The following is a 14,709-nucleotide window of genomic DNA, read 5'->3' as shown; positions in this document are numbered from 1 at the left end:
TTATTTTTTTAACCAATTACTTTGAAAATCACAATCTCTATACTCACCATTAATCTTAATGTAAGTATCTTTAATGGTTTCCTTTTGCCATTTTTCAACAGCTTTAATTTGTTTGTCTTGTAAGGCTAAATTTTTAATCTTTAAATAATCTTTTGCGAAATCTGCTTTATGGTCGTCTATACGATCTGTTACGGTTAAAATCTTAAATTTAATTCTATTCACACGATCTTCATCTTGTAAGACCTCACTAATCTCTCCATCTTTTAAATCTTGAATTTGAGAATATAATTCTGGTTCCATACGTGTTAATTCAAAATTAAAATCTTGTGTTGTTGGATTCGTTAGTTGACCTCCTTCATATTTCGTTTCCTTTTCGTCACTAAACTCTCTTGCCGCTTCAGCAAAAGTTAAAGTTCCATCTATTATTTTAGCTCTAACTTCATCAATTTCATCTTTAGCTTTTTGAATCGCTTCTTGCGTTAATTCTGGACGCAATAAAATATGTCTTACATCATATTCTTGACCTCTAATTTTTTCTAGGTATATAATATGATAACCGAAATCCGTTTCAAAAGGCTCTGAGATTTCCCCTTCCTGCATAGAGAATGCGACATCTCTAAACTCTTTAACCATTCTAGGTTGATTTCTATTCAGTGTATATTTTCCTCCTGTAGATTTAGAAGCTGCATCGTCTGTATAAAATAGCACTTTAGTTGTAAAACTAGACCCATTCTCTTCGACATCTTTTTTAAATCCTTTTAGCTTATCAATGACCGCTTGCTTTGCTTCTTCCGTAACTTCTGGAATAATCACAATCTGAGCTAACTTAAGTTCTGTTCCAAATATTGGACGTTCATCTTCTGGTATATCATTAAAAAATGTACGAACCTCTTCTGGTGTTACTTCAATGTTACCAGTAACTTTAGCTTGCATTTCTTGTGCGAGATAACCATTTTTATTAATCTCATACATTTCGTCTCGTAATGCTTGTTCAGAATCTTTTTTATAGAAATCTAACAGCCCTTGCATATCTCCTTTAGTCTGTGCTAAAATACCTTGTATCTGTTGTTCAGTACGTGATTTAATATACAATTCATTAACAATAATACTGTCTTGAATCGCCTGATGCGCATATAATTTACTTTCTAATAAACTACCGAAAAGTTCACATCTAGTTAAATCCTTTAAATCTGCACCTTGCGCTTTAAGCTGTGCAATTTCTCTATCGAGATCTGATTCAAGAATAATAAAATCACCAACCACTGCGGCAACTCCATCGGCTTTAATTCTAGTTTTATTAACTAAACTATCTTTGGTTTGTTCAACAGGTAGCACCTCGTCCTCAATAATTTCTTGAGCATGGCTAAAGTTGAATGAAATAAAGGCTACTAAAAGAACGGCCTTAATTATAAGTTTGGAATTTATTTTGTTTAATAGCATCGTTTGTAATATCATTTTCGAGTTGCTTGATGAGCTCTAATTTTCTCTTGTTTATAACAATTTTTTTAATTGACGAACTTACATAATCCAAAGGTGCATAGTCGTTTTGAAGTCGTACGTCATTTACTTGCATCAAATATAGGTTTAATGAATCTTTGAGTTGTAAGAAATTAGTTTTTTTTAACAGTTCATTTTTATTTTTACTGTTAATTATAGGAATCTTTTCTGCTACACGACTTAATTTCAACCAAATTGAATCGTTTAAGGAATACGATCTAAACTGTACAGAGATAGAATCTAGATACACTTTATCTTTAGACTCAAAACGTTGAAAGCGTTTTTTAATTGTATCTAAGTTTACGGGATTTAAGGGTAAACTGATATATCTAAATTGAATTAAATTATCATTAAGCTTAAAAGATTCTTTATTCTGCTCATAAAATAATTCTGCGGTTTCGCGTTTGACGACAGAATCTATATTCTTTTTAACCAAGCCTTCTAAATAGGCTTTAGTGTATAAATCATTTTTATACTGCTCTACCAATTTAGAAAACTCGTTCTGCTTCTCCTCTGAAAGATTAACCAAAGCGCCATCCATTAATAATATACGTCTTGCCCAGCGATTAATATAGGCGCTAACAATTAATGTACTATCTTCTTTAGGAGTGCCTTCGGGAACAATACCTTTAATATCATCCTTATAAAGATAGTGTTCATTAACTCTAGCCACAGCATCTTGTCCTTCAGGCTTTTTTAACAAGTCACAACTTGTAAAAAGCAAAATCAGACCGCATATATATATATAATATTTCAAAAATTACAGCAATTAGTTTCCGATTTTAGCTTTAATCGAATTTAGGGTTTCTTGGTTAACTTCTATTTTAAAACGATTATACAAATCATTAATCCAGTTAGTTTCTATTTCTGTTTGATAATCATTAATCACATTTCCTTTTGCTTCTTCTAAGGTTTTTTGTTCTGCTGGCAAAACGTCTATGACATTAATAACATGAAACGCTTCATTATGTTTATAAATCTCTGAAATCCCTTTTTTGGCTTCAAAGTCTGAAGGCAATATAGGATCATCTACGGTATAAATTCCTTTAGTAAAGATAACATTTTGCTTGCCTTTAGTATTTAACGCTTTGTTAATCTCATCTTCAGATTTTCCTTTTTTCATCATTTTAAGGATTTTCTTCATTTTAGATTTATTTGCAGATGAAGCCATCACCACATCAACTCGATCTCCCCATTGGTATTTAGATTTGTTACTATTATAATACGTTTCTAAACCTGTTGAATCTTTAGAGGCTTTGTTCCAAACCTCCTTTTCCATTAAATCGAATAATAATAACCCGTCTCTATATTCTTTTAGAATATTTGCGTACTCTAAATTTTCTACTTCTAAGTTATCTTCTCTATATTGAAGTATTGCGTTTTCAAAAAAGCTATCAAACTCTTTATCTATAATAGTAGCAAAAGGCATAGACCTACCTGAATAGATACGTTGTGCTGTCATTAAGTGCTTCCCAAAATCTTCAAAAGTAAACGTAGCCTTATTAATTGAGAACATGGTCTCGTCAGCCTTAAAGTCAGCTGGTAAAATCCAAGAACGACTAAAAAAATCATTATTAAGTATAGATATAAAATACGATTTAGCCTCCTTATTATAGACAATCTCATAATCGTCCTTAAGCTTAGCAATCATCGTCTCTTTAATTAACTTAAATATCGAATCTCTCTTAACTTTAGATTCAAAAGATTCTTTTAAATTCTCCAACGGCTCAATTGGCTTAAAATCTAATCGCTTTACAATATGCCAACCGTAATCTGTCTTAAAAGGCTTACTTACATCTCCGTTGTTTTTAAGATTGAATGCTGCATCTTCAAATTCAGAAGAGCTTAATTGACCACTTTTAAACGGTTTAATTTTACCACCATCTCTTGCTGAACTTTTATCATCTGAAAACTGCTTAGCTAAAGCTTCAAAACGTTCTCCTTGATTTAATTTTTTATAAATATCATTTATGCGTTGCTCTGGGTCTGTAAGTGAATCTTTAGGATTTAAGCTTACCATAATATGAGCCGCTTCTATAGTCCCTCGTGACGGTTTTTTATCATTAACTTTCACCACATGATATCCAAATTGCGTTCTAAACGGCATTGAAACTTCACCAACATTTGTATTATAAGCTGCGGTTTCAAACTCATAAACCATTTTAAATGCTGAAAACCAACCCAAATCTTCAACAAAAATGGTCTTTCCATTATGCATTTCTGCTTTTACTTTATCAAATCCTTCTTCTAAAACGCGTTTTCTCAACGCTAAAACGTCATTATAAGCACTCAACGTATCCTTTGAAGCGGCATCTAAACGCACTAAAACATGTGATGCATTGACATCCGATAAACTACGCTCGTAAGCTTCTTTAACTAAAGCTTCAGTAACTTCATTCTCAGAGATATAATTTTTAATTAATTGTTTTTTATATCTGGTAAACTCGCGCTGATAGTTTTTATCTTCATTTAATTTTAAACGCTTTGCCTCTTTTAATTTTAATTGGTACTCTGTAAATAGTTTTAAATAGCCATCAACATCCTTTTGACTTTCATCTTGAACTAAATCTAAATTCTTATTATAAACCCTTAAAAATTCAGAAGCCATAATAGGCTCTCCATCAACCTTTAAAAGCACTTCATCCTTATCTTGTGAAAACGAAAAATTTAGTGCAAAAAACACCAAAAACAAACATTTAATATTAAGCTTCATAATTTAAACTTGATTTGTATTGAAATAAATAACTTACTTTTAAAACTCAGCAAAAGTAACATAAATAGCGTATTTAACAAGAGCTTTAAAAGGCATTATTTTAATAGTTATTGCTAGTTACGCCGTAAAAATTAGACTAGAATAACAAGTTATAATAATTTACGATGATTTTAACAATTAAAACAGTCTAACATCGATTAGTTGAATGTATTTGTTAAGGGTTTTTCTATTTTTATAAAAACTTCAAAAAAACATGCAATACACTACTGAAATACTAATTGAGAAATCGATTTCAGAAGTCATTAAAAAATTTAATTCTATTGATAATTTAAAGCACTGGCAAAATGGTCTAGAAAGTGCTGAACATATTTCAGGAATTCCCTACCAACTCGGTGCTAAAACAAGATTAAATTATAATTTTGGCAAACGTAAAATGGAAATCATTGAAACGATTACAATGCAAGATTTCCCTAACAAATTTCATGTTAATTACACTGCACAAGGGATTCGTAACATTCAAGAGAATTATTTTGAAGCTACAGGCCCCAATACAACCAAATGGATTTCAACCAATGAATGTCAACCCACAAGTTTTAAGATGAGTTTAATGTTGTTTTTAATACCAAGTGCTTTTAAAAAGCAAACAGAAACCTATATGGACAACTTTAAAAAATTTATTGAACAAGGCTTCTCTGTTTATCATTCACATTAATCTCTCTCAAGATTTAAACCAATACAAAAGAAATTAAACCATGCGAAAATTAAAATTGATTTGGGATTTTAGAGGACCTGCCGGACAAAAAACGGCAGAACACCATCTCATACATTTAAAAGAATACATTAAAATTAACACCTTAGATATTACCATTACAGGTGTTGAAACTATAAATGACATGCACAGTTTAGCCTATTTAGTTGTAGATGAATCTGAAATGAAACCAATTAGAGATTCCCTAAAACCACATAGAGGTCTGGTTTATCAAGATCTTTAGTTTAGAGTAACCTATTCAACTCCTTTAAAGGTATCTCTATTATGTGTATTACAACGTTTTAAAAAAGGCGCTTAAAAAATGCCTGAATAAAACGCTTAGGTGGTACCGACAGAATGATTTTTAAATCTTCTAAAATTGATGACTCTTCATCTAAAAATCTAAAAATAGTTTTAACATCTGCTTTTCTAAACATCGACGAAAACAATGCCGCACCTTCTTCGTTATGATTAGCTAATACATCTAAAAATATTAAATCATAAAACCTGTATTTTGTTTTCTTGTGAAACTTAGATAAGTCACTATCTTGTTTCAAAAAGGCTACTACTTCTTTTGTTTTTTTAGATGTGTTTTTAAAGGTATAACCTGTACTAGCTTTTGTCCATCCACCTGCTGTTCCAATATTTAAAACATGCTTAGAATTTAAATTTAAAAACTTAAAAGACGTCATAGGAATATTGCCTTTTTCCTTTTCAACAATTTCGTATTCGGTTATATTTTTAGTATTCAGATAATCCACAATACTAGACTCATATTCAGAATGCTTTAATAAGTCTTTAGAAAATAATGTATATTCAAATAAAGCCGTCTTTTTATCTATTGGCAGAATGTACATAAAACGCGTATTTCCATTTTGCGGCACGGTAAAATCCATAAAGGTCGCTACAGTAGCATCAAAGGTATCCGTTTTTGTTTTTACAAACCAACCCACAAAATGTTGATGTATCAGCGGAAATTCATTCTGTAAATTATAAGCTTCAGGATTGGGTAAACTATTAAATAATTTTAAACCTTTATACCTTGTTCTCTGAGTTAACACCTCTACACCGTCATTTAATTCTACAAAAGCATCTACAACATCATCTACAAAAGTAAAATTAGAGTTCTGCTCTATACGTTTCCACAATTTCTTATAAAACGATGCGCTTCTAATCATTTTATAATTAAATGGAGTTATTGCAATTGTATTAGAAAAAGTATCACTTCCAAAGAAAATTTTAGGCCACATTTTAGATACTAAATCGTCCCACTCTCCAGCACCATTGTCCCAGTAGCACCAAGTCCGATCATTACCTTTCGCTTTAGTTTTATCGATTATCAAAATGGATTTTGCATCAAAAAAAGCATCTTGAGCCATTCTGTATGCTAACATTAAACCCGAAGCACCTGCTCCTAAAATAATATAATCGTAATTTAATTTCACCTGAATTCTGTTCTAACTATTGAATCTTTAGTCCTTAAAGCCTACAGAAACTATTACTTATCATGGCGTTTTTCGGCATACTCATAGCCTTCTATCCACCATTTTTCCATGAGACGCTTACTAAAGATTAATGAGTTTTCAGTAAGACTTGTTGGAGTATAATATAAATTTAGTTTTACATTATTTTGTTTAGCCGCTAATTTCCCAATAACAATATCATTCCGCTCTACCTGATCTAATAAATGACCAAAGAGACTTATCATTAAGGAAAATGGATTTTTACCTAGCACTTTTTGCTTCCCTAAAGTTTCAGCTTCCAAAACAATAGCATCAACTTCAGTCGCACCACGTCTTATGGCTTCTCTTATAGGAATTACACTCCCCAAACCACCATCGGCATATTCATAACCATCCACTTTTGCTAAGGACATAAACGGAATATAATTACAAGAAATCCATATCCAATTGCAAAACTCTTCGTAAGAACACTCTTGTATAGATTTATATTCCACACGGTTCATCGATAAATTAGTAACGGTTACTACAACATCGTGCTTTTCTTTTCTAATTTTCAGATACTCCTCATAAGTCACGTGTTTTCTAATATGCCGTCTCAAAGCTTTACTTTCTCCAAAAGTTCTTCTACGTCTAATAAATTGCCAAAGCGAATTAATAAAGTCGATTGAAACATATTCTCGATCACCTTTTTTACGTTGCACAAAAGGACTAATACTAAAAATGTTATGTTGCTGAACATTTGTAAAAATATCGTAGAGCTTTCCAATTTCATTAACCGCTAAATGTGGCACTAAAAGACTTCCAGTGGAAGTTCCTAGAAACATATCGTAATTATGCTTTTCGCGCTCCATTAAATACTGAGCAACACCTCCTGCAAATGCACCTTTACTTCCTCCTCCTGATATTACTAATGCTCGCATGTATGTATTGGTCTTATTTAAAGATTTAAATTTTATAATTAATTATTCTATTTCTAAAGGACTTAAGGCTTCATTTTTATGCTTCGCATAATTAAAACCACTCTCCCACCATTTTGTCATTTTAACCTTATCAAAAATTAAAGAATTGGTAGTTAATACTGTTGGAGTATAGTAAAAATTAATAATTGCATCGTGATTAGACGCTACAAACTTCCCGATTTTAATATTCTGACTTTCAATCCTATCTAACATAAATGCAAACATGTTAGTCAACAAAGAAAAAGCATTGGTCGATGGCATCCTATTTAACTGACTCACTTCTGTTTGCAAAATAATAGCGTCTACCGTTGTAGCGCCGCGCTTAATAGCTTCTTCAATTGGGACCATAGACCCCAAACCTCCATCCGCATATTCACAACCATTTTTCTTAGCTAACGACATAAATGGTGTGTAATTGCAAGATATCCATATCCATTCGCAGAACTCCTCATAGTCAAAATCTCTAATAGATTTATATTCTACTTGATTCAGTGACAAGTTAGATACCGTAACAACAATATCAGCACCACTACCTCTTAAAACTTTAAAATCTTCTAATGTTAAGGTTTGTTTAATTAGTTTTCGCAAATTAAGACTAGTCCCAAATGTTTTATGCCCTTTTATAAAATTCCGAAGCACCTCAATATGATTAATCCCAATAGTTTGAACCCCTTTCTTCTTCTTTATTGTAAACGGGCAACTATCAAAGATAGCTTTATCATTAACATTCGTATAAACAGCCTTTATTTTTTCTACGTTGTTTAACCCCAAATGAGACACTAGCAAACTACCTGTTGAAGTTCCAATAAACAAATCATATTTATGCTTTTTGTTTTCAATGAGATATTGAGCCACACCTCCTGCAAATGCACCTTTACTTCCTCCACCAGATATGACCAATGCTCGCATTAATTTTCTTTTTTCTCTAGTTTTTCTGATAATTGTTTGGCAAACTTAACCAATCGCCAGTTGTGATGTGATTTTGCCAATTCTAAATTAGATTGACATGCTTCATTACAAGATTTTATTAAATCCAAATAATTAAACGCATTGATTCTTACATCTGCATTGTACGCTTCTCCGGTATAGCTTACCAACTCATTAAACAATTCTTGCTTACCATCTGCCTCGTAATAAGGAGTGTTTAAATTCAAAATAATCCATAACATTCGCAAGCCTTTATCGCTAAAACCCATTTTACCACGTGTTTTAGAAAGATACTTGGAACGCTCTAAAGGAAAATTAACCCAAAGATTATACAAGGCTTTCTCAATAGTAATATAAGACTTATCATCTAGCAATGACTCATATTCTCCTTTTAAATCCTCTGGTATCTTAGTCACATGTTCTGCTATAGCCTGACGCACCTTTAAGCTATTCTTAAACGTATCTGCCGTTACTAATTCTGGTACTTGTGAAATAATTTTCACTTTAGCCTCATCAGACACATAATATTTAAGATACTCAGCACATTTTGACGATTTGGCTTCACAATCGACCATCGCGTATTCATTAATAAACGTTGATTGTCGTTTCAATATAGAAAACGCCGCTTCATAAGGGAAAGCTTTATTTTTTATCCAATAATTAACGAAATGAGATAAGGATTGACCATATAAATTTTCAACTTGAACAATAAAATCAGATGTCTCAACAGTGCTAAATTGATACTTTTTTAAGTAATTTTCAACCGCTTTCTTAAAAACAACTTCCCCCACTTTATCTCTTAACGCATGCAAGACCCAAGCACCACGTTGGTAAAACGTTAAACTACTAGATTTTGGATCTAAAAGTGATGTACCCTTCCCTGAAAGATCTTGCCTACTTAGCTCTAGGACGGACTCAAGCAATTTAAAATGAAAATAATTATCGCCAAAAACATCGCGTTCTGCTAAAAGTGCGTAATAGGTAGCAAAACCTTCTTGCAACCAATGATGCTCTCCAGATTTAGCCGTTACCAAATCACCAAACCATTGATGCGCTAACTCGTGCGCATTAACACCAACATAGTTTTTATCGTTAAAAGCAATATCATCAACAACTAAAGCATCTGAAAACACCGTAAGACTTGTATTTTCCATTCCTGCATATAAAAAATCGTGCACAGGCACTTGTTTATAGTTTTTCCATGGATAAGGAACCCCTATTTCTTCTTCTAAAAAATCGAATAGTTGTTTAGAATAACGATAGGTTGACTCAACTCTTAAAGAGTCTTCTACATAATAATAGTACTCTAAAGGAATACCACTTTTAGAAGTCGCTGTTTTTTTATTGTATTTACCAATTACTATTGCTGCCAAATAGCTAGACATTGGTTGTTTCATATCATATTTCCAGGTTGTTACAGCATCTCCAACCTGCTTATCTATTAGTTTTCCGTTAGCCAGAACTTCATAACCATTTCGGAATGTAATTGAAAAATCATATTCAATTTTATCATTTACATCGTCTAAACTTGGTAACCAATTACTGGTGTACTTACCTTGACCTTGTGTCCAGATTTGAGTATCATTATCTCGATTAAGAAAATACAATGCCTTTTTAGGATTAGCCTCAAACGTTAGACTTAAAACATTGTCTTTAGAAGGTCTAAGCTTATGAATCAACCAAAACTTATCATTCTCAACATAATAATTAATATTATCGTTACCATTCAACGAGACGATATAACCATGAATATTTTTCGAATCTAAAAATATAGAATCAACGGGCTTCAGTACGTCAAACACATAATCGACCTTACCAATAACCTTTTTTAAATTTTCATCAAAAGCGTCTAGAGAAACTTTGGCTTTCTTAAAATCCAAATAATCCGTCTGCTGAGCAAGAGATAAATTAAATATGAATATACATAAAACGACTACAATTTTCTTCATCATGAAATTTAAGTGAGAATAAAGACCAAAATACGATTTTCTGTCTTTTCGAATGAGGTCCGATTGAGAAATCTCGTAAATACACTAAAAATATAAGATTTCTATTTAGGCTCAAAATAACAAAACAGAACTTCCTTTTTCAACAGAATTAACAAAAGTTTTAATTGTTATTGTACAAATGCACCCCGACCATCTCAAAAACATTGATCTCAACCAAGCAGACTTATTGCCTTCAGAATACAATCCTCTTTTTAATATTAAAACTAATTTCAATTATTATAAAGATTCCTTATTTGCCAACTGACAAAAATCATGTTTTTCTTTAATTTTATCCGTACCTTTACGTTGTTAAATTTCTCTTATACAATTAAATATCAAGATTTTAATTAAAACACTTCCAATGACCACAAACCTTTTTGAAATTGGTTATTACGACAATAGTGATTTAGAACCACTTGGATTTAAATCCCTTGGAAAAAATGTTAAAATCGCTAAAAATTGTTTAATTTTTGGCATTCACAATATCTCTATTGGCCATAATGTTATCATAGATTCATTTTGCTCCCTCATAGCACCTGGAACTGGATATTTAAATATTGGATCTTTTGTACATATTGCTTCATATTGCCATTTACTAGCATCTGATGGTATAGAGCTTAACGATTTTTGTGGACTCTCTCAAGGTGTAAAAATATACAGTAAAACAGATGATTATTCAGGTAACTCATTAACAAATCCTACAATACCGGATTCATACAAATCCATGAAAAAAGGAAGGGTATCACTAGGAGAACACACCATAATCGGAGCTGGATGCACAATACTTCCTAATGTTCTTATTGGAGAAGGAGCTGCGGTTGGGGCTTTATCTCTAGTTAGCTCAAATTTGAGCTCATGGACATTGTATACTGGAAACCCGTTAAAAAAACTCACAAAACGATCTAAAAATTTATTACATAAAAAACAAAAATTCCTTGAAACACTAAAACAAAACAACAATTAAGCTTCAATTACATACAACACTTTTAACTGTTTAAACACCCTATTTATGAACAATTATACAATAAACCTTTCAATACATCAATAGATATTCTTGTAAGACAATTAATAAGTTTGTGATTCTTAATAGCAAAATGTTTGAATTACAAATTCAAAATACGTTAAACAATTTATAGATAACAATAACCTAATAATGCATATAGAAACCGATATAAAAACCAAAATAAAAAATTATATTATCCAATCTACGTTTGATGATATCGAAAAGATAAAAGATGACACTCTTATTTTTGAGGAAGGTATCCTAGACTCTATGGGTTTATTATTTTTAATTGAATTTTTACAAGAAGAATTCAACTTAACAACTAGTGATGAAGAACTCGTTGTCGAAAACTTTCAATCGATTAATAACATTATAGCCTTCATTGAGAGTAAAATGTAATTTCGAACTTTTATTCTTTAAATATGTGTGGAATAGCAGGCTTTTTTAATTTTAATTTAGACACAAAAGATAAAGCTAACACGCTAAGACGAATGCTTACTAGAATTAAGCACAGAGGTCCTGACGAAAGCGGCATTTACGTATCTAAATCTGCTGGTCTTGGTAGCGTGCGTCTTAGTATTATTGACTTAGCCACAGGTACAATGCCATTATCTAATGCTAACGACGATTTATGGATTGTCTTTAACGGTGAAATCTTTAACCACATAGAACTAAGAGACGAATTATTAGCAAAGCATCATACGTTTAAAACCCAAAGCGACACGGAAGTTATTGTGCATTTATACGAAGAATATGGCCCAGAGTTTCTTAATAAATTAAATGGCCAGTTCGCTATTGCTATTTGGGATAAAACTAAACAAGAATTATTTTTAGCAAGAGACCGAGTAGGCATTAGACCATTATTTTACACTACAATTGGAGACTCCTTTGTATTTGCTTCAGAGATTAAATCCTTTTTAGAATTCCCTGAGTTTCACCCAAAGATTTCCGAAAAAACATTATCAGAATATTTCACGTTTTGGACGTCATTATCTTCAGACACGATTTTTGAAGGCGTCTCTGAACTACCTCCAGGTAGCTACATGACCATTAATGCACATTCAAAATCCATTAAGACGTATTGGACGCTCCCCATCACAAGGCCTAATGCTTATAAATTCAATACAGTAAACGAAGCAGCAGATGCGTTTGAAGCGCTTTTTACAGATGCTGTAAAATTAAGATTAAGAGCAGATGTTCCTATTGCAGCCTATTTAAGTGGCGGCTTAGACTCTAGCATAACGACTGCCTTTATAAAGAAAATATCACCAGACAACCTTCGCACATTTTCGATTGGTTTTACTGAAAAAGATTTTGACGAGTCATCGTATCAAAACATTGCTAGAGATTATTTTGAGACACAACACTCTAGTGTCACCTGCAGTCCTAAAGACATTTCAGATAGCTTTAAAGCGGTCGTTTGGCATGCAGAAGCCCCACTACTGCGTACAGCTCCTACTCCAATGAATTTATTAGCTAAAAGCGTACGAGCTCAGAATATCAAAGTGGTGATTACTGGAGAAGGTGCAGATGAACTTTTTGGAGGTTATAACATCTTTAAAGAAACCAAGATTAAACACTTTTGGGCTAAAGATCCGCAATCTAAGTATCGTCCATTGTTGCTAAAAAAACTATATCCATATATTCCACAAATTAGCAAAGCGAATAACAACATATTAAAACTCTTTTTTGGATATAAACTGAACGAGACGTCCTCACCTATTTATTCGCATTTATTGCGATGGAATAACACTTCTCGCATCAATAATTATTTATCCAAACCCTACCAAGAAGTCATTTCTAATTACCATCCAATTTCTAAAATTGAAGACCAATTAAAAGAGCAACTAAACGGCTATGACTACCTTACAAAAGCCCAGTGGATTGAAATTAACTTTTTCATGTCTAAGTACCTATTGTCTTCACAAGGAGACCGCATGGGAATGGCAAACTCTATAGAAGGTCGCTATCCTTTTTTAGACCACAGAGTGATTGAGTTTTGTATGACACTAAATCCAGACTTAAAACTTAAAGGCTTAAATGAGAAATATCTTTTAAAATATATGATGAAAGGCAGAATCCCAGAATCTATACTAAACAGATCTAAACAAGCCTATAGAGCCCCCATAAGAAGCACTTTCTTTTCTGAAGAGATGCCGCCCTATTTAAGCAGCATGTTATCCGAAGAAAACATTACAAGTTATGGAATTTTTAATCCAGACTTTGTAAACCAGCTCATAAATAAAATGAAACAAAACAAACAGGTCTCTGAAATTGATAATATGGCAATTACAGCCGTTTTATCAACTCAAATATTATATGATCTATTTATTAACAAGTCCATTCCAAAACTACAAGAACATGAACTTGTAGTATTGAATAAAACAATAATAGACACACCAACTGTAACATAAAATTAATTATGAAAACACCAAACAAACCTTTTTCTAAAGACCTATTGCATATTGAAAATATTGAAACCGTTTGCAATGACATCATAAAAAAACTAAAAACCGATGTTGCAAAAAAACTGCAACGTAGAGGTGCTGTTATTGGCATTAGCGGAGGTATTGATTCTTCTGTTTGCCTAGCCTTATCAGCTAAAGCTTTTGGACCAAATAAGGTGACTGCAATCATGTTACCCGAACAAGATTCTAGCGATGACAGCAGAATACTAGCCGAAAAATTAGCAGCAAAATTTGGTGTTACTGACACCTTAGTAGAGGATATCACACAAGCTTTAAGTGGTTTTGGCTGTTACCAAAGAAGAGATGAAGCTATCGCTAGAGTTATTACTGATTTTAACCCAACTGTTGATAAAGCAAAAATTGAAATCAAGCAAGATGCAGCCTCTAATTTACCACCAGCCTTTTCTGTAACGGCTATAAAACCAAATGGAGAAGTGATAAGTAAATTATTACCCGTTAGAGAATACCTTCAAATTGTAGCATCTACAAACTTTAAACAACGTAGCCGAATGAGCATGCTTTATTATCATGCCGAACGACTGCATTATGCCGTTATTGGCACTCCAAACAAACACGAAGTAGAACAAGGCTTCTTTGTTAAACATGGCGATGGAGCGGCTGATGTAATGCCAATTGGTCATTTATACAAAACCCAAGTTTATCAAATAGCAAAACACTTGGGAGTGCCTCAAGAAATTATAGACAGAACACCGACCACAGATACGTATACAGCAGAACAAACCCAAGAAGATTTCTTTTATCAAATGCCATTTGAACAAATGGATCTCATGTGGTATGGTTGGGAGAACAACTATTCAGCTGAAGAAGTTAGTAAAGTGATGAACAAAACTAAAGAAGAGATCGAAAGCATCTATAAAAACTTTGAGCGCAAAAAAAAGACTACAGAATACTTAAGAATGCGACCAATATTTTAAAAACCTAT

The 14,709-nt window shown here is 32.4% G+C and carries 13 protein-coding genes; 6 read left to right on the top strand and 7 right to left on the bottom strand.

Annotation, left to right across the window (positions count from 1 at the left end; translation table 11 throughout):
* The 3 genes from ACXGSQ_RS10495 to ACXGSQ_RS10485 form a co-directional block, all read right to left on the bottom strand.
* A complete protein-coding gene (locus ACXGSQ_RS10495) occupies nucleotides 1-1,455 on the bottom strand; it encodes a peptidylprolyl isomerase (RefSeq protein WP_458626155.1) in 1,455 nt (484 codons plus the stop codon).
* Nucleotides 1,403-2,200, bottom strand: coding sequence for a peptidyl-prolyl cis-trans isomerase (locus ACXGSQ_RS10490; protein ID WP_458626154.1), 798 nt, complete (start codon nucleotides 2,198-2,200; stop codon nucleotides 1,403-1,405). Before ACXGSQ_RS10490 ends, ACXGSQ_RS10495 begins: the two co-directional genes overlap by 53 nt.
* Nucleotides 2,201-2,266: 66 nt before the next feature.
* Nucleotides 2,267-4,210 (bottom strand): peptidylprolyl isomerase, encoded by a 1,944-nt coding sequence (locus ACXGSQ_RS10485; protein WP_458626153.1) that lies wholly within the window; start codon nucleotides 4,208-4,210, stop codon nucleotides 2,267-2,269.
* A gap of 253 nt (nucleotides 4,211-4,463) precedes the next feature.
* Between ACXGSQ_RS10485 and ACXGSQ_RS10480 the strand changes: the two genes are divergently transcribed.
* Both ACXGSQ_RS10480 and ACXGSQ_RS10475 read left to right on the top strand, forming a co-directional pair.
* Nucleotides 4,464-4,922 (top strand): SRPBCC family protein, encoded by a 459-nt coding sequence (locus ACXGSQ_RS10480; protein ID WP_458626152.1) that lies wholly within the window; start codon nucleotides 4,464-4,466, stop codon nucleotides 4,920-4,922.
* Nucleotides 4,923-4,962: 40 nt separating this feature from the next.
* A complete protein-coding gene (locus tag ACXGSQ_RS10475) occupies nucleotides 4,963-5,202 on the top strand; it encodes a hypothetical protein (protein ID WP_458626151.1) in 240 nt (79 codons plus the stop codon).
* A 58-nt stretch (nucleotides 5,203-5,260) separates the two neighbouring features.
* Here ACXGSQ_RS10475 and ACXGSQ_RS10470 read toward each other — a convergent pair whose 3' ends face one another.
* From ACXGSQ_RS10470 to ACXGSQ_RS10455, 4 genes are read right to left on the bottom strand one after another with little or no spacing between them, the layout of a single operon-like run.
* Nucleotides 5,261-6,403: a lycopene cyclase family protein gene (locus ACXGSQ_RS10470; RefSeq protein ID WP_458626150.1), complete on the bottom strand. Its 1,143-nt coding sequence runs from the start codon at nucleotides 6,401-6,403 to the stop codon at nucleotides 5,261-5,263.
* 53 nt (nucleotides 6,404-6,456) lie between these two features.
* Entirely contained in the window at nucleotides 6,457-7,341 is an 885-nt protein-coding gene (locus ACXGSQ_RS10465; RefSeq protein WP_458626149.1) for a patatin-like phospholipase family protein, read from the bottom strand.
* Between the two features lie 42 nt (nucleotides 7,342-7,383).
* Nucleotides 7,384-8,289: a patatin-like phospholipase family protein gene (locus ACXGSQ_RS10460; RefSeq protein WP_458626148.1), complete on the bottom strand. Its 906-nt coding sequence runs from the start codon at nucleotides 8,287-8,289 to the stop codon at nucleotides 7,384-7,386.
* Entirely contained in the window at nucleotides 8,289-10,256 is a 1,968-nt protein-coding gene (locus tag ACXGSQ_RS10455) for a M1 family metallopeptidase (RefSeq protein WP_458626147.1), read from the bottom strand. Before ACXGSQ_RS10455 ends, ACXGSQ_RS10460 begins: the two co-directional genes overlap by 1 nt.
* A gap of 400 nt (nucleotides 10,257-10,656) precedes the next feature.
* Here ACXGSQ_RS10455 and ACXGSQ_RS10450 point away from each other — a divergent pair, with 400 nt between their 5' ends.
* The 4 genes from ACXGSQ_RS10450 to nadE all read left to right on the top strand — a co-directional run bounded on the left by ACXGSQ_RS10450 (nucleotide 10,657) and on the right by nadE (nucleotide 14,701).
* A complete protein-coding gene (locus tag ACXGSQ_RS10450; RefSeq protein ID WP_458626146.1) occupies nucleotides 10,657-11,259 on the top strand; it encodes an acyltransferase in 603 nt (200 codons plus the stop codon).
* Nucleotides 11,260-11,448: 189 nt separating this feature from the next.
* On the top strand, nucleotides 11,449-11,697 hold the full coding sequence (locus ACXGSQ_RS10445) for an acyl carrier protein (protein ID WP_458626145.1): 249 nt from the start codon (nucleotides 11,449-11,451) through the stop codon (nucleotides 11,695-11,697).
* A 23-nt stretch (nucleotides 11,698-11,720) separates the two neighbouring features.
* A complete protein-coding gene (asnB, locus tag ACXGSQ_RS10440) occupies nucleotides 11,721-13,712 on the top strand; it encodes an asparagine synthase (glutamine-hydrolyzing) (RefSeq protein ID WP_458626144.1) in 1,992 nt (663 codons plus the stop codon).
* An 8-nt stretch (nucleotides 13,713-13,720) separates the two neighbouring features.
* A complete protein-coding gene (gene nadE, locus ACXGSQ_RS10435; RefSeq protein ID WP_458626143.1) occupies nucleotides 13,721-14,701 on the top strand; it encodes an NAD(+) synthase in 981 nt (326 codons plus the stop codon).
* The last annotated feature ends 8 nt before the right edge of the window (nucleotides 14,702-14,709 follow it).

The sequence above is a fragment of the Winogradskyella sp. PC D3.3 genome (genome assembly GCF_054366245.1).
This window is presented reverse-complemented; position numbering and strand designations above follow the sequence as displayed.

Bases quoted from the DNA above. Each gene is read 5' to 3' on its own strand.
- ACXGSQ_RS10495 (WP_458626155.1), bottom strand. From the start codon at position 1,455: ATGATATTACAAACGATGCTATTAAACAAAATAAATTCCAAACTTATA.
- ACXGSQ_RS10485 (WP_458626153.1), bottom strand. From the start codon at position 4,210: ATGAAGCTTAATATTAAATGTTTGTTTTTGGTGTTTTTTGCACTAAAT.
- ACXGSQ_RS10480 (WP_458626152.1), top strand. From the start codon at position 4,464: ATGCAATACACTACTGAAATACTAATTGAGAAATCGATTTCAGAAGTC.
- ACXGSQ_RS10475 (WP_458626151.1), top strand. From the start codon at position 4,963: ATGCGAAAATTAAAATTGATTTGGGATTTTAGAGGACCTGCCGGACAA.
- ACXGSQ_RS10465 (WP_458626149.1), bottom strand. From the start codon at position 7,341: ATGCGAGCATTAGTAATATCAGGAGGAGGAAGTAAAGGTGCATTTGCA.
- ACXGSQ_RS10460 (WP_458626148.1), bottom strand. From the start codon at position 8,289: ATGCGAGCATTGGTCATATCTGGTGGAGGAAGTAAAGGTGCATTTGCA.
- ACXGSQ_RS10455 (WP_458626147.1), bottom strand. From the start codon at position 10,256: ATGAAGAAAATTGTAGTCGTTTTATGTATATTCATATTTAATTTATCT.
- ACXGSQ_RS10450 (WP_458626146.1), top strand. From the start codon at position 10,657: ATGACCACAAACCTTTTTGAAATTGGTTATTACGACAATAGTGATTTA.
- ACXGSQ_RS10445 (WP_458626145.1), top strand. From the start codon at position 11,449: ATGCATATAGAAACCGATATAAAAACCAAAATAAAAAATTATATTATC.
- asnB (WP_458626144.1), top strand. From the start codon at position 11,721: ATGTGTGGAATAGCAGGCTTTTTTAATTTTAATTTAGACACAAAAGAT.
- nadE (WP_458626143.1), top strand. From the start codon at position 13,721: ATGAAAACACCAAACAAACCTTTTTCTAAAGACCTATTGCATATTGAA.